Origin of the sequence: Shewanella sp. 10N.286.51.B7 (assembly GCF_002873615.1) — a bacterium.
Lineage (GTDB): Bacteria > Pseudomonadota > Gammaproteobacteria > Enterobacterales > Shewanellaceae > Shewanella > Shewanella electrodiphila.
Genome location: NZ_MCUF01000060.1, coordinates 16,731 through 39,081, shown reverse-complemented (window position 1 = coordinate 39,081; position 22,351 = coordinate 16,731). Strand labels below are relative to the sequence as shown.

Sequence of the window (22,351 nt, the reverse complement as noted above, 5' to 3'; positions counted from 1 at the left end):
AGAAGTATTAATTGTTTACAGAGTTTATTTGACTTCATTTTCATTTGATTCAAAATATTTTTTCACAAAAGTAAGTAAATCAAAATGGATGCATTTAGATACAGTATTCTCTCAACTAATTATTTTTTCATCTCCTTTTTTTTTATCACAGGATCATAACTTAGAATCCAGTGATCTAGGCGTATATAACCTTTCACTGCAAATTGTTATAGCTAGCCTAATAATCGTCTCAGTTTTTCAAATTTATATTAGTCGAATCGTAAAGTCTGGGATTAATAGAAATAGTTTAAAGCTCATAGTTACTCGTTTCTTTCAGTTTTCGAGCGCATATATACTGCTTTTATCGTCTGTTTCACTTTTTTTCTATTTTAACTATAATTTAATCGGTCACGAATTCAGTGAACTGTATATTTATATTTTCTATATGTCTTTTGCGGGAGTTTTCTCATTAGGTAGTAAATTAATGTTACCCGTATTCATCCGGATCGAGCAAACAAGATACGTAAGTCTTACCACCATTTTTAGCGGTCTAATTAGCCTATTATCCTCTTTTTTCTTAATTAAGTTTTATGGTTCAAATGGTGCAATAGCAAGCTTTTGTATTGGTTATGGTATTTCGTTTATATTTTTTTGTTATAAGTTTCTAGGAGTATTTAAGAATGAACGATAAAATTGCTAGGGTGAGTTTAGAACACCGATTTTATTCTTATAAAGGCCATGTTTATACTAAGCTAGCGTTTTCATATTCATACTGGGAAGACTATCTATGTTTTTTTGATAAAGTTGAAGTGATCGCAAGAGTACTAGAAGTAGATAATATAAATGAGGGGTTTAAACGAGTTGATGGTATTAATGTTTCTGTCCTTGCTATGCCTTATTATTTAGGTGTTAAAAGCTTTATTTACAAACTGCCTGCATTAGTAAAACAAGCATATATATTAGTTACAGCGAAGGATTTTTTTATATTAAGGAGTGGGAATGTTTCTAATGTTTTATGGCTATTCATTATTTTATTTAGAAAGAATTACCTTCGAGAATACCCTGGTAATATATATGAGGGAGTAACAGGGTTTGCTGGTAAAGGTACGCATATAAAATTACTTGCCATTTTTTTAAATATTCTTGCTAAAAAGCAAGCCTTATCTTCCAAAGCGAATAGTTTTGTAAGTGTAGATTGTAAGCGAATTTATGAATCTACTAAGCCTAGTTATGTGTTTTCAAGTTTTAATTTAGATGAAATAAAAACTAGAAAATTAAATTTTGAACAAAATAAAGTATTTACTTTGATTTCTGTAGGGCGGCTGGAAGGCGAAAAAGGACATAGGGATCTAATACAAAGTTTAGCGCTTATAAATACAAGGGTTAAGTTGATAATTGTAGGAGAAGGTTCCCAAAAAGTATATCTAATGGATGTTGTGAAAGGCTTGGATTTAGATGTGAACTTTGTTGGTGCAATAGTCGATAGAGAAAAACTTTTCCAAACAATTCAAAAAGCTGACCTTTTTGTAATACCATCCCACACTGAAGGAATGCCTAGGTCACTTCTTGAAGCTATGGCCATTGGTTTACCTTGTATTGGTACCAATGTCGGGGGGATACCGGAAGCACTAGAAAGTGAATATTTAGTACCTGCCAATGAACCCAATAAATTAGCAAAGTTAATTGAAGAATTAACAAATGATAAAGATAAAAGGCTTAGTATGGCTATGAGAAATTTGGAATTTGTTAAAAACCGGTATTCAAGCAAATCAATGGGCAAGTTAAAGGTTGACTTTTGGGGGGAATTGTACAAGTGATTAGGTTATTGCGTGAATTAATATATCAATTCAGGTTTGGCATCCCAATTTGGTTAATTCAACTCTTTACGTCCTGGCTACCTGACATATCGGTATTCATTAGATTTAGGGGTTTGTTAGTTTCTATTTTCCTACCAGGGAGACCTAGAAATTTAACATTAGGGCGAGATGTTACCATTCTTGCGATTAACCGGCTTCGCCTTGGTGATGATGTTTATATTGCGAAAGGTTGCTGGCTAAATGCGATTGGAGGCATAACTTTTGAAAGTGAGGTAGTCTTGGCACCATATGTAGTTATGTCATCAAACAATCATGGGTTCAAAGGTGGTTCTGTTAAGCGTGGGGGGGCACATCCTGGCCCAATTAAAATTGGCTTTGGTACATGGGTTGCGGCCCACTCTGTGATTGCAGCCAATGTAACCGTAGGTAAAGGTAACTTAGTTGCAGCAAATAGTGTGGTTACTAAATCTACACCTAATAATAGTGTCCAAGCTGGAGTACCTGCAAAGCACATAAAGACAAGGGTCGATAATCCGTCAACAATTAACAGTAAGCATGATATTAAGATATGAAAAAAAAAATATGCATTCTCGTGACTGATGCGGTCTCATTTAACTACTTAATGAAAGGGCAGTTGGAATACCTCTCTAATTCTGGTGAATATCAAATAACATTAATATCAGGTGGCGATAATAAACAAAGATCAGTTCTAGAAAACAGAAATGTGGGGAAATATATCTATTTTCCTTTTAGTCGTCAGATTAACATTAAAAGCGACATTTTATGTTTATTTAAGCTTTTCATTTTTTTTGCTATCAACAGATTTGATATTGTTGTTTACTCAACCCCCAAGGCTCTTTTGTTAGGTTCTATAAGTTCATTTTTAACATTCCAAAAAAAACGAATTGCGATTGTTAGGGGGCGAATTTATGAAAATTACTCAGGGAGAAAACGTAAATTTTTTGAGTCTTTAGATAAACTGTCTTTAATGATTAGTACTAAGTCTATTTTTATCTCTAAATCTCTTCAGCAAAAATTCCTTGAAGAAAAAATTGTAAACGTGACAAAGTCTAAAGTTTTACTTCATGGCTCATCGAACGGCTTAGATATAGAGTGGGTAAGCGCTCCATTAAAGTTAGATGAGATATTGAAGCTTAAAAACAAAATCAATTATAAAGAATGTGATTTTGTTACTGTTTGTGTTGGTCGTGTTTGCATTGATAAAGGTATTGTTGAGCTTGAAAAGATTTTTAATAATTTAAAGCATTTACCTGAGTTTAAATTGATTCTAGTTGGCCGTTTAGAAGACGAGGTTGCTACCAGTATTGTAAGTAGGCTTTCAGAGTGTGATAATTTTTTCCATTTTGATCAAGTTTCTGATGTTAGATGCTTTTTCAAGTTAGCTAATTTACATTTATTTTTATCACATAGAGAAGGGTTTGGTAACGTGGCTTTAGAAGCTGCTGGTTTTAATGTTCCCACTTTCGGGTTTGATGTGGTTGGTATTAAGGATAGTGTGTGTGACGGCGTTAGTGGAAAACTATTTCCCTTTCAGGATACAGAACAAATATTGAAAGAAGTAAAGTATTATATTAGTTCAAAAGAAGAGCTTAGAAATTATTACTCTAAAAGCTTTGATTGGGCCACGAAAAACTTTAGATCTACTATTGTTTGGGAAGCTTATGAAAAGGAGTTTTCTAAATGAAACGGCTCTTTGATTTTTTAGTTGCACTATGTGTATTACTTGCTGTGTTACCTGTAATATTAGTTGTTTCTTTATTTATTCGTTTTAAATTGGGCTCGCCTATTTTGTTTACGCAAAATAGGCCAGGTTTGAATGGTAAAATTTTTAAAATGATGAAGTTTCGTACCATGCTTGATGGTAAAGATAAGCATGGGAATTTGCTGCCAGATGATGAACGTATGACTAAGTTTGGTGCATTTTTACGTTCGACTAGTTTAGACGAACTGCCAGGTTTATTTAATGTACTTAAGGGTGATATGAGCTTAGTAGGGCCTAGACCTTTACTTGTGCAATATTTACCGTTATATAGCAACGAGCAAGCACGCCGACATAATGTGCGCCCAGGTATAACTGGCTGGGCACAAGTTAATGGCCGTAATGCTATTAGCTGGGAGAAAAAGTTTAAGCTGGATGTGTGGTATGTTGATAATCAAAGCTTTTTGCTCGACATTAAAATTTTATTACTTACCGTAAAAAAAGTGTTTGTACGCGAAGGCATTAGCGCTGATGGCCATGTGACCATTGAGCCGTTTAAAGGCTCAAATGATGACTAAACAGTTAGCTATAGTTGGGGCTAGTGGGCACGGTAAGGTTATTGCTGATCTCGCTGAGCAGCTGGGTTTTATTGTTAAGTTTTATGACGATGCATACCCTGAAAAAACTTATATTGAACACTGGACAATCCATGGTACTTGCGCTGATTTAATTACGCTAAAAAATCAAAGCCCCACGTGTAGTAATAACGTAGTTGTAGCAATTGGTAATAACGAAATTCGCCAGCAAAAAATACAGTTGTTACAACAAAGCAGTTTTAACCTCATTACCTTAATTCACCCAACTGCAGTGATAAGTAAATATGCAGTAATAGCACAGGGAAGTGTTGTTTTTGCTGGTGCTATTATTAATGCATTTGCCAATATAGGCGTTGGCTGCATTGTTAACACTTCTGCTATTATTGAGCACGACTGTGCTATTGGTGACTTTACCCACATATGCCCTAATACTGCATTGGCGGGAGGGGTTGTTGTTGGTAGTAAAAGTTGGGTTGGTATTGGTACCCAAATTAAACAATTAATAGTAATTGGTGACAATTGTATGATTGGTGCAGGTAGTACTGTTGTAAAAAACTTACCTAATAATGTAACTGCATTTGGCTCACCCGCAGTGCCGCAATAAATTAGACTCTATTTCTATATAAAATTAATAGGAACATCATGTTAAATACCCCTTTTTCTCCTTGGCCTAGTTTTACGCAACAAGAGGCCGATGCCGTAAGCCGCGTTGTTCTATCTAATAAAGTTAACTACTGGACAGGTACTGAAGGACGCGAATTTGAAAAGGAATTTGCTACTTGGGCTGATAGTGAATACGCCATAGCACTAGGTAATGGCACTTTGGCTTTAGATATCGCACTTAAAGCGTTAGGTGTTGGTGCCGGTGATGAAGTAATTACCACACCACGTACTTTTTTAGCGTCTGCTTCAAGCATAGTTACTGCAGGTGCAGCCCCTGTATTTGCTGATGTTGATTTAAATAGCCAAGCCATTACTGTTGAATCTATTAAAGCCGTACTTACACCAAAAACAAAAGCAGTGATTGTTGTACATTTAGCGGGTATGCCTGCTGAAATGGACGAAATAATGGCATTAAGCAAAGAGCATGGTTTTTATGTAATTGAGGACTGTGCTCAAGCCCATGGTGCAAAGTACAAAGGCCGAAGTGTTGGTTCTATTGGTCATATCGGTGCTTGGTCATTCTGCCAGGATAAAATTATGACCACGGGTGGTGAAGGTGGCATGGTCACAACTAATGATAAAGCCTTATGGTCAACAATGTGGTCTTATAAAGATCATGGTAAAAGTTTTGATGCTATTTATAATCGTGAACATCCTCCAGGGTTTAGATGGCTGCACGAAAGTTTTGGCACTAATTGGCGTATGACCGAAATGCAGGGCGCTATAGGCCGCATTCAGTTAACTCGTATGCAAGACTGGATTGCAAAACGTCAATCCAATGCAAAAGCGATAGACAACGCTGTTGCTGATATTAATGTAGTCCGAACTGTTGTAGTGCCTGATTATATAAAACACGCTGAATACAAGCATTATATGTTTGTTAAGCCTGAGAACTTAGCCGAAGGTTGGTCGAGAGACCGCATAGTAGATGAAGTTATGGCGCTTGGTGTTCCTGCTTTTCAAGGAAGTTGCTCAGAGGTGTATTTAGAAAAAGCTTTTGATAATACTCCATGGCGCCCTGAGATACGCTTACCAAATGCGGTTGAGCTAGGGGAAACCAGTTTAATGTTTTTAGTTCATCCAACATTGACTAAAGCAGAGATAGATAAAACCTGTAACGTTATTCGCACTGTTTTATTGTCTGCCCAAAAGCCTTTCTAATTTTGATTATCTATCTATTAGAAATGTAGCGTTAGTGTGTTGATTTACTTACACTGGCGCTAGTAAATATCGTCTCACTTGTTAAGGTTTTAACAAAAAACTGTCTCTTCCACTTCTGTTGTACTCATAATTGGGTATAGCTTTGAGGTGACCCACAAGTTTTGATATACAAGCCGTAAATAAACTCGCTGTCATTTATAATACCAGTCTCATTAAACAATATAATGTTGGCACTGTTCTCATGGACGATAGCCTGACATTACTTATATTAGATGTAACACACTATGAAATTTATTAAAAAGGAGCAATAAATGGATTTTTTGCACTGCTTGTTTAGTTTAAAGCGTGGTCAAAAACGTATTGTCAGTGTCGCCATAGACTCACTATTTGTTTGCTTAGCATTTTGGGCTGCATTATTAGTCAGACTTGATGACGTTAGTGTGGTATTTAATCAGGCTTATTGGATTTTACTTGCAGCAATTACGCCTTTAAGTATTTTATTTTTTGTGAAACTGGGTTTATATCGGGCTGTTTTACGCTATATGAGCATACAAGCGCTTAAAGCGATCATCCTTGGTGCAATATTGTCAGCGCTTTGTTTAGTGTTAGTTTCTTATTTTACTGGAGCGCAAATACCCAGAACAGTCCCTATTATCTTCGCAACCTTCACATTGCTATTAATAGGCGGTTCACGGGCTTTAGTGCGCTCATTCGTTGGTACAGGTGTTAAACGAAATGGCGAGCCTGTGATCATTTATGGTGCAGGGGTTAGTGGTCGTCAATTGCTGAATTCATTGGTGTTAAGTCACGAATATTATCCTTTTGCGTTTGTCGATGATGATGAAACCCTGCATGGCAGTGTAATACAAGGTGTTCATGTTCATTCGCCTTCAATCATACGTAAACTTATCAAGCAAAAAGCAGCAACGAAAGTGCTACTGGCAATACCGAGTGCAACTAGAGTTAAAAGGAAAGAAATTCTTGATCGTTTAGAGTCTCTGTCAACACAGGTTCTAACTATCCCAGCCATGGCAGACTTGGTTAGTGGTAATAAACTTTACAGTGATATTAAAGAAGTGGAAATTGATGACTTGCTAGGACGAGATGCTGTCGTGCCAAGACAAGATTTATTAACTGCTAATATTACCGATAAAGTGGTTATGGTAACTGGTGCGGGTGGCTCAATTGGTTCTGAGCTGTGTCGTCAAATTTTAAAACAGTCTCCTAAAAAGTTAGTTTTGTTCGAATTGTCTGAGTATGGCTTATACGCAATTGAGCGGGAATTGCTTGCTATTAAAAAATCACTGAACCTCGATGTTGATATCTTTCCCATTATAGGTTCCGTTCAAAGAGAAAATAGATTAAAGGCTACGATGCAATCGTTTGGTGTTCAAACTGTTTACCATGCTGCTGCATATAAACATGTACCATTAGTTGAGCATAACGTTGTTGAAGGCGTTAGAAACAATGTTTTTGGTACTTTGTATGCTGCACGCGCGGCTATTGAGTCGAATGTTGAAACGTTTGTCTTAATTTCAACAGATAAAGCTGTTCGTCCTACTAACGTTATGGGAACGACAAAAAGAATGGCTGAATTAACATTGCAAGCTTTTGCTCAAGAAAAACATCAAACACGTTTTTGCATGGTGAGGTTTGGTAATGTGCTTGGCTCATCGGGTTCAGTAGTGCCATTATTTAGAAGCCAGATTTATAATGGAGGCCCTGTAACAGTTACACATCCTGATATTACACGTTTCTTTATGACAATACCTGAAGCTTCACAATTGGTCATTCAAGCGGGGGCAATGGGTAAAGGTGGGGACGTCTTTGTTCTCGATATGGGTAAATCAGTCAAAATTGTCGATTTAGCCAGTAAAATGATCCGTTTAAGTGGTTTTGAAATTAAAGATGAAGTTAATCCTGATGGTGATATCTCTATTGAGTTTACAGGTCTTCGTCCAGGTGAAAAACTCTATGAAGAATTGCTTATAGGTGATGATGTTACCGGTACAGAACATGAACGTATCATGACAGCGAATGAACTGAGTTTATCTTGGCAGGAATATTCTGCTATTTTAGAACAGTTGGATATAGCGTGTCATAATTTTGATCATGAACTGATTCGTAAAATCTTATTACAAACTCCTACGGGCTTTACTCCTACAGATGGTATTTGTGATCTATTATACCAGCAAAATAATAAATCTTTAGATCAAAAAATCGTTAAGCTCGCAAAGGCTAGGGACAATTGTTAAGCATAGCTCCAGTTGATTTTTGACATTAAATTAAAGGATTAAATATGAAAGTTGTTATTCCTGTTGCTGGGCTTGGAACGCGTATGCTACCTGCAACTAAAGCTATTCCAAAAGAAATGCTGCCTATCGTAGACAAGCCGCTTATTCAGTATATCGTTAATGAGTGTGTTGCTGCTGGTGTTAAAGAAATTGTACTGGTTACTCATGCTAGTAAAAATGCCATTGAAAACCATTTCGATAAATCTTACGAGCTTGAGTCTACGCTTGAAAAGCGTGTTAAACGTCAGCTGTTAGAAGAAGTACAATCAATTTGTCCTAAAGACGTTTCTGTTATCAGTGTTCGTCAAGGTGAGGCTAAAGGCCTAGGGCATGCAGTGTTGTGTGCTAAACCTTGTATCGGTAATGAACCTTTTGCAGTGGTATTGCCTGATGTTATTTTAGATGAATATACAGCAAACCAAAAAACTGAAAATTTAGCTGCGATGATGGCACGTTACCATACCAGTTTTGCTAGTCAGATTATGGTTGCGCCAGTACCAGATAATGAAGTGAACAAATACGGTATTGCAGATTGTAATGGTGATGAAATAGCGCCAGGTGACTCGGCTAAAATCAAAGCAATGGTTGAGAAGCCGGCAGTTGGTAGTGCGCCGTCAAACTTAGCCGTGGTTGGTCGCTATGTATTATCTGAAAAAATCTGGGATTTATTAGCTAAGACTCCTGCTGGAGCAGGTGACGAAATTCAGTTAACAGATGCGATAGATATGCTCATTGAGCAAGACACTGTTGAAGCGTTTAACATGACTGGTAAATCACACGATTGTGGTGACAAGCTAGGTTATATGAAGGCGTTCGTTGAATACGGTTTGCGTGATAAAAAATTGGGTAAAGACTTTAAAGCTGAACTTAATACTTTGATCAATGCCTTTTAGCTAGTTAACCTATAAATATTTACAAATACTGGGCCTTAAGTGAAAACTTGAGGCCTTTTTTGTTTTCAAGCTTTTATAAAAGTCTTTTAAACATTTGCGTACAATTGGATTTTTCATTTCAGGTGCTTATAATTCAAAATTTTGTGCTTTAAATTATATACACCGCAATCGTTTTAGCGGAAAGTGCAGGAGGTTAACAGATTTAAATGATAGAGCTTGATACCTATCCATGATGCTATTGGCCTATACCTCATTGCCATTTTACAACTCTTAGTCATTTCTTGAACACTATAATTGTGTTACTTATTTTGTATGCTAAGTTAGTGGTATCTAAATCATAAAATGGATTTTATATGCGGATACTTCATCATGGCGCTGTGAATGGTGTCACTGGCTCATGTCATCAATTAGATGTGAATGAATCAGGTGTTGTTTCAAGTTATCTTATCGATTGCGGCTTGTTTCAAGGGGCTGAAACAGCTGGTAAATCTTCGGCGCAGCAATTACAGATTGATTTTGATATTAGTGCTGTGCAAGCGCTTATTGTGACTCATTGCCACATTGATCATGTGGGACGCATACCGTATCTCATTGCTGCAGGCTTTAATAAACCCATATACGCAACAACTGCCACCGCAGCTTTGTTACCTTTGGTAATTGAAGATGCCCTTAAAGTTGGTGTTACCCGTGACAAAAACTTAATTAAAACGTTTTTGAAAAAACTGCGAGCTCTTATTCGTCCTGTTGAATATAATCAATGGGTTAGTCTTAAGCTTAATACTCACTCTAGCGTTTCCCTTAACGCTAACTTAAGTCGAAGACATTGCTCTAACTCTAAAGCAAATTCTAATGTTTTCGCCAGTCCCACAGCCAAGAATACCGCTGTGCCATCTCAGTGTGATGTCTCTTCTGTTAAGCTTAAATTTAAACCTGCAGGGCATATTTTAGGTTCGGCGTATGTTGAGTTTGACTTGATAGGTCAGGATAAACACAGAGTCGTTTTTTCTGGTGATTTAGGTGCAACTCATACCCCTTTATTAGCCAGTCCCCGTAGCCCTTATCGTGCAAATACCTTAGTGATTGAGTCCACTTATGGAGATAAAAACCATCAAGGCCGTAAACTCCGCACTCAACTGCTCAAGCAGATCGTGACTAAGTGCGTGGCGGACAATGGCGTAGTGTTAATACCTGCATTTAGTGTTGGCCGCACCCAAGAATTATTATACGAATTTGAACAAATTATTAATCGCAATTCAGATAACGCGATGTGGCAACAAATTGATATAATTGTTGACTCGCCTATGGCAGCTAAATTCACCGAGAAGTACCTTGAGTTCCAGGAATTATGGGACAAAGAGGCTAAAAAGGTGGTTAGCACTGGCCGGCACCCCTTAGATTTTAAGCAGCTATATACCATTGACAGCCATAAAGATCATCTAGCTGTGATTAATTATCTGAGTAATCGCAGCAAGCCTGCAATTGTTATTGCGGCATCAGGTATGTGTAGTGGCGGGCGAATAATGAATTACTTACAGCGCTTTTTAGGTGAGCCAACAGCTGATGTATTATTTGTCGGTTATCAAGCTCATGGTACTCCAGGTCGCGATATTCAAACTTACGGCCCTAAAGGCGGATATGTGGTGCTCGATGATAATCGAATTAATATTAAAGCAGGGGTTTATACCATTAGTGGTTACTCTGCCCATGCAGACCAATCTAATTTAATTAATTTTGTAAAACGCATGCATCACAAGCCTAAGCATATTCGCATTGTTCATGGTGATGAAGAAGCTAAACTAGCCTTGGCTGAAAAATACCAGCAATTATTACCTGATTGTGAGGTTGTTATAGGCAAAGAATAACAGCCTTTTTACTGCAACTCCTAAGGGGTTGGATTTCAAGTTAACAGCTTTTAAGTTAGTGCCTTTTAAATTCGAGCTTTTTAAGCTAGAGCCATTCAATTTTTTGACTCTCTAGGATAGTTGGTTTATCTAATTTTGTTATAGCGTTAGCAGTGACTTGACATCAATGCAGCATACTATAGTCGATATAATGTAAATACTTTTTCTGTTTGAGTTAGCGTCACTATTTAAGTTAATCAAGCTTGTTTTTCATCCCACCTTTTTTATCATCAATAATTCCTCCTTCATTTTGCCTCGCTTGTGCCACTTACAGGCACAAGCTGTCCGCGGCGAGTTACTTTGCAAACCTTTCATTCCTTTATATTCCTTTTCATTATACTAAACTTGCCATTAATAACTTTTACTATTATATGATGCTGGTAATATAATTATATGTAAATTCAGCTTAACAATTATTAAAGGGATGACCCTGACATTTGGGTCTCTTTTTCTCATATGAACTATTGAAGGTTTAATGGAACTGATATGTCGACACAATTGACTCATTTAAAGCAACTTGAAGCAGAATCCATACAAATCATGCGTGAAGTGGCCGCTGAATTTGATAATCCCGTGATGTTGTACTCAGTGGGCAAAGACTCCTCAGTATTGCTTCATTTGGCTCGAAAAGCCTTTTACCCAGGAAAAATTCCATTCCCGTTGATGCACGTCGACACCAACTGGAAATTTAAAGAAATGATCGCTTTTCGTGATCAAATGGCCGAAAAACATGGTTTTGATTTAATTGTGCATAAAAACCCTCGTGGAATGGCGATGAATGTTGGCCCTTTTACGCACGGTAGTGCTAAACACACCGACATTATGAAGACTGAAGGGCTTAAGCAAGCGCTAGATGAGCATGGCTTTGACGCTGCTTTTGGTGGTGCAAGACGTGATGAAGAAAAGTCTCGCGCTAAAGAGCGTGTTTATTCATTCCGCGACAGTAAGCATCGCTGGGACCCCAAAAACCAGCGACCAGAACTTTGGAACATTTATAACGGCAAGGTTGATAAAGGCGAGAGTATTCGTGTATTTCCGCTTTCAAACTGGACTGAGCTGGATATCTGGCAATACATTTACCTCGAAGGCATTGAAATCCCATCGCTATATTTGTCAAAGCCTCGCCCTGTGGTAGAGCGCGATGGCACCTTGATTATGGTCGATGATGAGCGTATGCCAATTGAACCTAATGAAGTGGTAGAACAAAAAATGGTTCGTTTTCGCACTTTAGGTTGTTACCCATTAACGGGCGCAGTGGAATCAGAAGCGACAACTCTACCTGAAATTATTCAAGAGATGTTGTTATGCACCACATCTGAGCGACAAGGTCGCGTTATTGATAATGACTCAGCAGGCTCAATGGAGAAGAAAAAAATGGAAGGGTATTTCTAATAACAGAAATATATCTATTTTAATCCATCTAGTTAACCCTAAAGAATTGATTAAGCTGCGCAGCATGTACGGCGATAGCTAAGGAAAAGTAATGAGTGATAGCACAAGGTTAATCGCATCTGATATCGAAGCATATCTAAATGTTCATGAAAATAAAGACATGCTCAGAGTATTAACGTGCGGCAGTGTTGATGACGGTAAATCTACGTTAATTGGTCGTTTATTGTTTGATAGCAAAATGATTTTTGAAGATCAAATGGCGGCCATTGAGAAAGATTCAAAGCGCTTTAATACCACTGATGAAGCTTTTGATTTAGCCTTATTAGTTGACGGTTTGCAGTCTGAGCGTGAGCAAGGGATCACCATTGATGTTGCTTATCGCTATTTTGCTACTGAGCAACGTAAATTTATCATTGCTGATACACCAGGCCATGAGCAGTACACCCGTAATATGGCGACCGGCGCATCGACTTCCGATTTAGCGATTATTTTGATTGATGCTCGCCATGGGGTTCAAGTTCAAACTCGCAGACACAGTTTTATTTGTTCACAATTAGGCATTAAGCACGTTGTTATCGCGATTAATAAAATGGATGCCGTTGATTATGACCAATCTGTTTATCAAAAAATTAAAAAAGATTACCGTGAGTTTGCCCAAGATTTAGCCTTTGATGATATCCGTTTTGTGCCTATTTCTGCTTTAAAAGGCGATAACGTCGTCAACGAAAGTGACAATATGAAATGGTATCCAGGTTCTACGTTACTTAAGTTGCTTAATACGGTATCTATTACTGAAGATACTAATGCATCTTTCCGTTTTCAGGTTCAATATGTTAACCGCCCAAACCTGAACTTTAGAGGTTTTTGCGGCACTGTAGCGTCAGGTGAAATCCGGGTAGGTGACACCATAGTTGCACTACCATCAGGTAAAGAAAGCAAAATTAAATCGATTGTGACCTTTGATGGTGACTTAGAAAAAGCCTCAGCTGGTATGTCAGTAACGCTTACCTTAGAGGATGAAATTGATGTTGGCCGTGGAGACATGCTTGTTAGGCCCCATGATCAACCTCATTCATCTAATCACCTTGAAGCTGATGTTGTTTGGATGGCTGAAGAGCCACTTCAACTAGACCGTGAGTATGAAATCAAAGCGGGCAGCAAGTCGGTATACGGTTATGTGGATGCTTTTAACTTTAAAGTTGATGTTAATACATTAGCTACCGAAAGTACCCAACAACTGGCACTCAATGAAATGGGTAACTGTCATTTTACCCTAACAGCGCCAGTGCAATTTGACTCATACAGCCAAAATCGTTCAACGGGCGCATTTATTATTATTGATAGGCTGACTAACGTGACAGTGGGCGCTGCAATGATCCGCTCGGCGGTTGAAGGCGAGGTGAGTTCAAAGCATCAATACTCTGAGTTTGAAGTTGAGTTCAATGCATTAGTACGTAAGCACTTTCCGCATTGGGGTGCCAAAGTGATTGGCTAGCTTGTAGGGTGATCGTATAGAAGTGCTCGCATGGATGTGATTGGTAAGTGCGAGCACGTTGATTTGTTTCATGTTTGAAGCCAAATAACGTTTAAGGTGACTAATGCTTAAGGCAATTAACCGTTTAAAGCTAGCGGTTTGAACTACCGTATTCTTTTAGAGTACCAATACAGCGTTCTTGTCTCTGAGGCCACCACATCTAGATAGTATCTAAATACTTTACTAAGATGTGGTGCTTTTTAGTCCTATTTCTTTTTTACTTACTTAGCGTGAACCATTGTTATATGTCATTTGAAGCCTACGTTACAGTATTTATTTTTGTTGCCACTATCGTGGCATTATTGCGCTTTCAGAATCGGCCTGGCGCCGTTTTTGGCGTAACCTTATTACTACTAGTGGCTTCAGGCTTAGTAACCCAGCAACAGCTGTTATCTAGTATTGCTAATCCTGGGTTGATCACTTTAGTGTTATTGATCATTTGCTCTTTCGCATTAGAAAAAACCCGTCTCTTACGCCTTATAGCCTCTAAAGTGATTTTAAAAAGCTACAAGGCTACTTTTATTCGGCTGTTTTCGTTAACAACAATCAGTTCTGCTTTGTTAAATAATACCGCGGTCGTGGCGACACTACTTTCGCCGATTCGAAATAACCCACACCATTTTGCTAGTCGCTTATTACTGCCCTTGTCCTATGCAGCCATTTTAGGGGGAACATTAACCCTGATTGGTACATCTACTAATTTAATTATCAACAGTCTCTATTTGGATACTGCAGGGCAATCGTTATCTTTTTTCTCATTTACAGCCATTGGTTGTTTATTGGTTGTTGGTTGTGGTGGGGTATTGGCCTTTTCTGTTCGATTTTTACCCGAAAATGCGCCCGTGTCGGATTGTAGTAAGGGCTATTTTATTGATGCCAAAATAACCGAGCATTCTGAGCTGATAGGAAGAACTGTCGAAAACAATGGTTTGCGCAATTTAGAGTCATTATTTTTGGTGGAAGTGGTGCGTGATGGATGTTTAATCAGCCCTGTTTCTCCTAGTGAAATACTCAGGCAAGATGACAGATTAATTTTTTCAGGTGACATAACTAAAGTTGAACAACTAGCTCAATTTTCGGGCCTTAAAACTTTTGCCCATCAAAATGAACTGACAACGGCCAATTTGACTGAAGTCGTTGTTCGACCTGAAAGCATTTTAATTAGAAAAACACTTAAACATGTTGGCTTCAGAGCCTTGTTCGATGCTGCTGTTGTTGCGATTAGACGTGATGGTGAGCAAGTGTCGGGTAAATTAGGTGAAGTGTGCATTAAAGCGGGTGATTTTTTAGTACTTGCTGTCGGTGAAGATTTTAAATCTCGCCGTAATATCAGTAAAAACTTTATCTTTTTGAGTGGTGTTGAAACTGAAGTTAGATTAAATGGCTGGCGGGCGTGGTTAGCAGTGGGAGGTTTTGTTTCTACTGTTGCGTTAGCGGCTTTGGGATGGGTTGAATTATTTCAAGGGTTAGTGATTTTACTTGGCTGTCTTATTTTATCTCAGTCGATTAGCGTTAATGAAATTATGCGTAGGCTGCCCATTGATATTTGGTTAATTGTTTCAGCGGCTATTTTGTTATCTCATGCATTAGCCAATGCCGGTGTTGTGAGCTTGTTGGGTGATTGGATAAGTGATGGATTTGACAGTAATCATGTTTACTTAGCATTGATTATTATATATTTTTTAACTTGGTTTATGACAGAGCTTGTAACCAACAATGCTGCAGCCGCACTGATGTTTCCAATTGCCTACAGTGTGGCGTTAGGGTTTGGAGTCGATGTATTGCCGTTTGTGATGACGGTTGCATTTGCTGCCAGTGGCAGTTTTATTAGCCCCTATGGCTATCAAACCAATTTGATGGTGTTTAACGCCGGTCAGTATAAGTTTAACGACTTTATTAAAGTCGGTTTGCCCGTCAGTATAGTTTATGGTGCGATTGTTATTCTGGCAGTGCCTTATTTCTTTCCTTTTTGACGACTTAAGTATTACAAGGATTTACCATGTCACAAACGCCTTATCAGTCTATTGACGTTAGCGCTGAAAAATCAACCGATGTTGTCTGGCACCTTACTAGTGTTAACCATGATGAACGCGCCAAGCTCAATGGACATAGCGCTGCGGTGTTGTGGTTTACAGGGTTAAGTGGCTCAGGTAAATCTACCGTCGCCAATGCTGTAGATAAAATGCTCTATGATTTGGGCTGTAAAACCTACGTGTTAGATGGTGATAACGTTCGTCATGGCTTAAATGGCGATTTAGGTTTTAGTGATACTGACCGAGTTGAAAATATTCGTCGTATTGGTGAAGTGTCAAAGCTATTTGTGGATGCTGGGTTGATTGTTTCTACAGCATTTATCTCGCCATTTTTACAAGACAGAGAAATGGTGCGAGCGCAGCTTAATCAAGGACAATTTATTGAAGTGTTTATTGATACGCCTATTACAATTTGCGAGCAGCGAGACCCTAAAGGGCTTTATAAAAAAGCACGAGCGGGTGAGATTAAACACTTCACAGGTATCGACTCGGATTATGACATCCCTTTAACGCCTGAAGTCCACGTTAAAACGGCCGAAAAAGACATTGAAGCCTGCGCCAAGCAAGTGATTAACTATTTAATTGCTAATCACTACATCACTGTGAAGTGATATGTCGATGGATTTTGATGTGTTTAATTCTAATCCCATAATGAATCTGCAGTATGGGAAGTAAGTTATTTTATTACCAGCAACTAACAGCTAACAGCTAACAGCACATCACCTCAAAAAAATCTCATCTTAAGTCTTAATGTCAGCGCCTTTTGTAACTTCGCCTATAAAGCCGCTGGCATTAGCAAGACCTGTATAATAGTGTTTAGCCATGCTCAGGTTACTCTAAAGTTAGCAACAGATAAGTTGTTTAGCTAATGCTACGTCGGTCACTGAAATTAAATTTAGTGCGACATAACTCGAACTCAATGATGTCCTGCCAATAAATATGGTTAACCTTGGCTAAAAATTAGGTAAACTTAGCCACAGTGAATCAAAGCATTCGATTTTTTAAAAGAGCTGTTAGCTGTTAGCTATGTGATAAATGCTATCAGCAGTTGGCCATGAGCTTGTAGTTTTTAATGGAGTGATAATGTCTCGTAAGTATTTTGGCACCGATGGGGTGCGTGGCAAAGTGGGTGAGTTTCCGATTAACCCATCGTTTGCGATGAAATTAGGTTGGGCGGCAGGTACGGTTTTAGCCTCTGCTGGTACCAAAGAAGTGATTATTGGTAAAGATACCCGTATCAGTGGTTATATGCTTGAAACGGCAATGCAAGCTGGCTTTTCGGCAGCTGGTATTAATTGTGCGTTAGTTGGGCCTATGCCGACACCTGCGATTGCATATTTAACTTCAACGTTCCGTGCTGACGCAGGAGTAGTGATTAGTGCATCGCACAACCCTTATTATGACAATGGCATTAAGCTGTTCTCAAATTCAGGCACTAAGCTTAATGATGCGCAAGAGTTAGAAATTGAGCATTTACTTGATCAAGCGATTAATCACGGCGCCATGACGTGTGTAGATTCTGCAAAGCTAGGTAAAGTACGTAGGATCAGCGATGCTGCTGGGCGTTATATTGAATTCTGTAAAGGCACGTTTGATAAAAACAAGTCATTAATGGGCCTCAAGATAGTGGTGGATTCAGCTAATGGCGCGGCATACCACATTGCTAAAGAAGTGTATGCTGAACTTGGCGCTGAAGTGATTAGTATCAATGATAAGCCTGATGGTTTAAATATTAATGAACGTTGTGGTGCAACCCATTTAGATAGTCTTCAAACTGCTGTCATGGTTCATGAAGCTGATTTGGGCATTGCTCTTGATGGTGATGCCGACAGGGTGTTGTTTGTTGATCACAATGGTCACGCTGTAGACGGTGATGAGATATTATTTATCTTGGCACAAGCGGCTAAAACTTCTGGTGAACTAAGTGGCGGTGTCGTTGGTACATTAATGTCGAACTTAGGGCTAGAGTTAGCACTTAAAGAAATGGATATTCCTTTTGTTCGTGCAAAAGTTGGCGATCGTTATGTTGTTGAGCAACTTAAAAATACCGGTTGGCTTTTAGGTGGTGAAGGTTCAGGCCATATATTAAGCCTTAAACACACCACCACAGGTGATGGTATTGTTGCTTCGCTTCAAGTGTTAAATGCTTTGATTGATTCAGGTAAAAACTTATCTGAAGTCAAATCTGGGATGACTAAACTGCCGCAAATCTTGATTAACGTGCGTCTTAAAGCAGATAACGCTGATGAAATTATTGCATCTGAGCAGGTTCAAGCAGCTGTTAAAGCTGCTGAGGTTGTAATGGGTGATAATGGCCGCGTCTTGTTACGAAAATCAGGCACAGAGCCGTTAATTCGCGTTATGGTTGAATCAACTTGTGAAGATATGACGCAGACTCAAGCTCAAAGTATTGCCGATGCAGTATCTGCAGCTAATTGATTTATTAGCTTGAACATCATTGTTTAGTCGGGGTTAACTGACTTAACGAAATACAAATTAAAAATGCCAGAGCGATGCTCTGGCATTTTTGTTTTATTTGTTACTATATAGGTAATAAAGCGCATTCCTTCAGTGTTTGCGATAGTAGAACTAGGCCAGATATAAGAATGATTTTGATAACCGGTGGGGCGGGGTTTATTGGCAGCGCACTAATACGCTACCTTATAAATCACACTCAAGAGCAAGTGTTAAATCTTGACGTGTTAACTTACGCAAGTAATTTAGATGCTTTAAAAGAGGTTTCTGACTCACCTCGTTACCACTTTGTTCAAGCTAATATTTGTGATGCTGAGGCGCTGCAGAGAGTTTTCGAACATTATCAACCTTCAGTTGTGATGCACTTAGCGGCAGAGAGTCATGTGGATCGTTCTATTTCAGGACCTTCGGAGTTTATACAAACTAATATTGTAGGTACTTTTCAGTTGCTTGAAGCATCTAGAACATACTGGCATAAGATGAGTGGAGACAAAAAATCTCAATTTCGTTTCCTTCATATTTCTACTGATGAGGTTTATGGTGATTTATCGCCAACAGATGAACCTTTCTCTGAATCATCCTCATATGCGCCAAGTTCACCTTATTCGGCATCAAAAGCTTCTGCAGATCATTTAGTCAGTGCTTGGCATCGAACTTATGGTCTCCCTATTATCATCAGTAATTGCTCTAATAATTACGGCGCTTATCAATTTCCTGAAAAATTAATTCCGCACATGATTTTAAGTGCCTTAGCTGGCAAGTCTTTACCGGTTTATGGTGATGGCTTACAAGTCAGAGATTGGCTGTTTGTTGATGATCATGTCGATGCTTTATATAACGTCATCAAAAAAGGGAAAGTCGGGCAAACCTATAATATCGGTGGAAATAACGAATACACTAATATTGATGTGATTAATCTGATCTGTGATTTGCTGGAGGAGTTAGCACCAGAATACAAAACAGGCGATCAATTTAGGGATTTGATCACATACGTCAACGATCGACCAGGTCATGATAAACGTTATGCTATTGATGCTTCTAAAATCAAAAATGATTTAGCTTGGTCAGCGAAAGAAACCTTTATAACAGGCCTTAGAAAAACGGTTAAATGGTATATTGCGAATGCTGGAATATGGTTAACATTACCTCAAAATACTCTGTCTAAAAATCATATTGATATTGATATTGATATTGATATTGATAGTGTGTGTGAAGAAGAAAGCATTAAAAGTATTAATGATGGTGAAAAGGGCAATGCTGATGCACAAAATTAGTCAGCAAGCCTATAAAGGAGTCGTATTGGCGGGAGGTACTGGTAGCCGTTTATTCCCGCTTACTTTAGGTACGTCTAAACAACTATTGCCTGTCTATGACAAGCCCATGATTTATTACCCCATTTCTGTGTTAATGCTGGCAGGTATAAAAGATGTGTTAATCATCAGTACCGAAGAAGATTTATCAAGCTTTAAAAGACTACTTGGTACAGGTGAAAGGTTCGGTATTAACCTTAGTTATGAGGTACAAGCAGCACCTGAAGGTATTGCGCAATCACTGATTATCGCAGAAGACTTTATTGCTGAAGATAATGTGGCTTTAGTGTTGGGCGATAACATTTTTTATGGCCATCATTTTAGAGATAAGCTACTAAATGCTTCCTCCAAAACTAAAGGTGCGACGATTTTTGGTTATCATGTTTGCGATCCAGAACGTTTCGGTGTAATAGAGTTTGACGCTGACGGAAAAGCGCTCAGCATTGATGAAAAACCAGTATTGCCTAAATCTCAATATGCCGTAACAGGCTTATACTTTTTCGATAATGATGCGATTAACATAGCTAAATCTATTACTCCTTCAGCCCGAGGGGAGCTTGAAATTACCGATGTGAACATGGCTTATTTACAGCGTGGTGATTTAAGTGTTGAAACCTTAGGTCGTGGTTTTGCCTGGTTAGATACCGGTACGCATGATTCGTTACTTGAAGCGAGTCACTTTGTGCAAACAGTTGAGAAAAGACAAGGCTTAAAGGTCGCTTGTTTAGAAGAAATTGCCTACGCCAATGGTTGGCTCACTCGAGATGAATTAATTATCCAGGCCAAGTTTCATTGCAAAACCGCTTATGGTGATTACTTAATGTCATTATGTAAGGAACACCAATTTTGAAGGTTATTGATACTAAGATTGCTGACGTTAAAATGATTGAACCTTCAGTGTTTAATGATGATCGTGGTTATTTTGTCGAGACTTTCCAAGCCGATAGATATCAGCGTTTGTTAGGTATCGATAAAGCGTTTGTTCAGGATAACTACTCTCGCTCTAGAAAAGGTGTTTTGCGTGGCTTGCACTTTCAAAAAGTAAATCCTCAAGCTAAATTGGTTCGTGTTGTGAGAGGTGCCATTTTTGATGTGGCCGTTGATATTCGCAAAGGCTCAGTTACCTTTGGCCAATGGGTCGGCGTAGAGTTAACAGAGACTAATATGCGCCAGCTTTATATTCCTGAAGGTTTTGCTCATGGATTTGTCGCGCTCACTGAAATAGCTGATGTTGAATATAAATGCACAGATTATTATGACCCCAGTAATGAAGCTTGTATTAAGTGGAATGATCCTGATTTAGGCATTACTTGGCCCATTAAGAGTGTCATATTGTCTGACAAAGACGAGAAAGGTTTGCGATTTAAGGACCTGCTAAAGTGAAATGTTGGTTAGTTGGTGCGAGTGGTCAGTTGGGGCAATGTTTACAACAAGCGTTGATAGACAATCAGGTTTTTTCATCTATTGATCTGGTTAAATCAGTCCACACTAACCCTGACTATCCTAGCTCGGAACCTTTTTACTTGAAAGCCTCGAGAACGAAACCGTGCAAGCTTGATATCACCGATTTTGATGCGGTAATGCTCTTTGTTCTTACTCATAAGCCTCAACTCATTATCAATACTGCAGCTTATACTGAGGTTGATAATGCGGAGTCGAATATTGATAAGGCTTACAATGTTAATCATAAAGGTGCTAGAAATTTAGCCTTAGTAGCTAATCAATCCAATATCCCTATTATTCATATTTCGACTGATTTTGTATTTGATGGACAAGCGACAATTCCCTATCTAGAAACTCACTCTTCGCGTCCTATAAATGTGTATGGCGCGTCAAAACGTCAAGGTGAGTTAGCTATTCAACAAGCGTGTTCTCAACATGTCATAATTCGAACATCTTGGTTAATTAGCGAATATGGTAATAATTTTGCTAAAACGGTATTAAGGTTAGCGTCTACAAATAGCCAGCTGACTATGATTGATGATCAAATGGGTTGCCCGACATCAGCACATGATTTGGCTGACGCTATCCTTACCATTTCGATGAAAATTGCAGAGGGTAAATATCACTGGGGAACTTTTCATTATTGTGGCTCTTCGCCGACGACTTGGTTTAGGTTATCAAGTGCGATTGTCGCTGAAGCGATGAGTCAGGGTAAGTTAACAGCATCACCTAAGCTCGTTGCTATAAATACTGAAGATTTTCCACTTCCAGCTAAACGTCCTCAATATTCCGCTCTAGATTGCAGTAAAATAGCTAAGACCTGGGGGGTGAAAATTTGTGATTGGCAGCATGCTTTAAAGCGCATTGTAAGCCAGTTATAAAGATTGCTCTGGGAGATAAGCTTGAAAGAAACTGTTTGTGATGAGCCCTTTGTGCTAAGCCCTTTGAGACAAGGACTTTGTGCTAAGGACTTTGAGACAAGGCCTTTGAACCAAAAGATGTGATAGCAATAGTATGCTATTCCTATCACACAAGCGTATTAGCCCAAATAATCTTTAAACACTTATACTCGTAAAACAACTTATCACTAAGCACTTATCACTAAGCACTCATCACTAAGTACTTCGCACTAGCACTTAA

General features: G+C 38.6%; 18 protein-coding genes. All 18 read left to right on the top strand.

The annotated features are described in order from the left end of the window. The first annotated feature begins 659 nt into the window (after nucleotides 1-659). Nucleotides 660-1,796: a glycosyltransferase gene (locus tag BCU84_RS16605; RefSeq protein WP_102529191.1), complete on the top strand. Its 1,137-nt coding sequence runs from the start codon at nucleotides 660-662 to the stop codon at nucleotides 1,794-1,796. A 296-nt stretch (nucleotides 1,797-2,092) separates the two neighbouring features. Further along, a complete protein-coding gene (locus tag BCU84_RS20870) occupies nucleotides 2,093-2,368 on the top strand; it encodes a hypothetical protein (RefSeq protein ID WP_198589598.1) in 276 nt (91 codons plus the stop codon). A gap of 20 nt (nucleotides 2,369-2,388) precedes the next feature. Continuing rightward, a complete protein-coding gene (locus tag BCU84_RS16595) occupies nucleotides 2,389-3,501 on the top strand; it encodes a glycosyltransferase (protein ID WP_157936235.1) in 1,113 nt (370 codons plus the stop codon). Beyond that, nucleotides 3,498-4,094 carry a sugar transferase gene (locus BCU84_RS16590; RefSeq protein ID WP_102529189.1) on the top strand — a complete coding sequence of 199 codons (597 nt, stop codon included), beginning with the start codon at nucleotides 3,498-3,500 and terminating at the stop codon, nucleotides 4,092-4,094. Before BCU84_RS16595 ends, BCU84_RS16590 begins: the two co-directional genes overlap by 4 nt. Next, nucleotides 4,087-4,716 carry an acetyltransferase gene (locus tag BCU84_RS16585; RefSeq protein WP_102529188.1) on the top strand — a complete coding sequence of 210 codons (630 nt, stop codon included), beginning with the start codon at nucleotides 4,087-4,089 and terminating at the stop codon, nucleotides 4,714-4,716. Before BCU84_RS16590 ends, BCU84_RS16585 begins: the two co-directional genes overlap by 8 nt. A gap of 38 nt (nucleotides 4,717-4,754) precedes the next feature. Further along, nucleotides 4,755-5,936, top strand: a complete 1,182-nt coding sequence (locus BCU84_RS16580; RefSeq protein WP_102529187.1) for a DegT/DnrJ/EryC1/StrS aminotransferase family protein — start codon at nucleotides 4,755-4,757, stop codon at nucleotides 5,934-5,936. A gap of 311 nt (nucleotides 5,937-6,247) precedes the next feature. Next, nucleotides 6,248-8,191, top strand: coding sequence for a nucleoside-diphosphate sugar epimerase/dehydratase (locus tag BCU84_RS16575; RefSeq protein ID WP_102529186.1), 1,944 nt, complete (start codon nucleotides 6,248-6,250; stop codon nucleotides 8,189-8,191). 44 nt (nucleotides 8,192-8,235) lie between these two features. Next, complete coding sequence (gene galU, locus BCU84_RS16570) at nucleotides 8,236-9,123, top strand: UTP--glucose-1-phosphate uridylyltransferase GalU (protein ID WP_102529185.1); 888 nt, start codon at nucleotides 8,236-8,238, stop codon at nucleotides 9,121-9,123. Nucleotides 9,124-9,476: 353 nt separating this feature from the next. Further along, nucleotides 9,477-10,985, top strand: coding sequence for an MBL fold metallo-hydrolase (locus BCU84_RS16565; protein ID WP_102529184.1), 1,509 nt, complete (start codon nucleotides 9,477-9,479; stop codon nucleotides 10,983-10,985). A 525-nt stretch (nucleotides 10,986-11,510) separates the two neighbouring features. Next, a complete protein-coding gene (cysD, locus tag BCU84_RS16560; RefSeq protein ID WP_102529183.1) occupies nucleotides 11,511-12,416 on the top strand; it encodes a sulfate adenylyltransferase subunit CysD in 906 nt (301 codons plus the stop codon). Nucleotides 12,417-12,507: 91 nt separating this feature from the next. After that, the gene (gene cysN / locus BCU84_RS16555; RefSeq protein ID WP_102529182.1) at nucleotides 12,508-13,911 is read left to right on the top strand and encodes a sulfate adenylyltransferase subunit CysN; all 1,404 of its coding nucleotides are present in this window, start codon (nucleotides 12,508-12,510) and stop codon (nucleotides 13,909-13,911) included. 284 nt (nucleotides 13,912-14,195) lie between these two features. Then, nucleotides 14,196-15,923 carry an SLC13 family permease gene (locus BCU84_RS16550; protein WP_102529181.1) on the top strand — a complete coding sequence of 576 codons (1,728 nt, stop codon included), beginning with the start codon at nucleotides 14,196-14,198 and terminating at the stop codon, nucleotides 15,921-15,923. Nucleotides 15,924-15,949: 26 nt separating this feature from the next. Then, nucleotides 15,950-16,594, top strand: a complete 645-nt coding sequence (gene cysC / locus BCU84_RS16545; RefSeq protein ID WP_102529180.1) for an adenylyl-sulfate kinase — start codon at nucleotides 15,950-15,952, stop codon at nucleotides 16,592-16,594. 472 nt (nucleotides 16,595-17,066) lie between these two features. Then, nucleotides 17,067-18,422, top strand: a complete 1,356-nt coding sequence (gene glmM, locus BCU84_RS16540) for a phosphoglucosamine mutase (RefSeq protein ID WP_102529195.1) — start codon at nucleotides 17,067-17,069, stop codon at nucleotides 18,420-18,422. Between the two features lie 167 nt (nucleotides 18,423-18,589). Beyond that, on the top strand, nucleotides 18,590-19,732 hold the full coding sequence (rfbB, locus tag BCU84_RS16535) for a dTDP-glucose 4,6-dehydratase (protein ID WP_198589599.1): 1,143 nt from the start codon (nucleotides 18,590-18,592) through the stop codon (nucleotides 19,730-19,732). After that, nucleotides 19,713-20,618 carry a glucose-1-phosphate thymidylyltransferase RfbA gene (gene rfbA / locus BCU84_RS16530; protein ID WP_102529179.1) on the top strand — a complete coding sequence of 302 codons (906 nt, stop codon included), beginning with the start codon at nucleotides 19,713-19,715 and terminating at the stop codon, nucleotides 20,616-20,618. Before rfbB ends, rfbA begins: the two co-directional genes overlap by 20 nt. Further along, nucleotides 20,615-21,151, top strand: a complete 537-nt coding sequence (rfbC, locus tag BCU84_RS16525; RefSeq protein WP_102529178.1) for a dTDP-4-dehydrorhamnose 3,5-epimerase — start codon at nucleotides 20,615-20,617, stop codon at nucleotides 21,149-21,151. The genes rfbA and rfbC overlap by 4 nt, the downstream gene beginning before the upstream one ends. Then, complete coding sequence (gene rfbD / locus BCU84_RS16520; RefSeq protein ID WP_102529177.1) at nucleotides 21,148-22,092, top strand: dTDP-4-dehydrorhamnose reductase; 945 nt, start codon at nucleotides 21,148-21,150, stop codon at nucleotides 22,090-22,092. The genes rfbC and rfbD overlap by 4 nt, the downstream gene beginning before the upstream one ends. Nucleotides 22,093-22,351 lie beyond the last annotated feature (259 nt).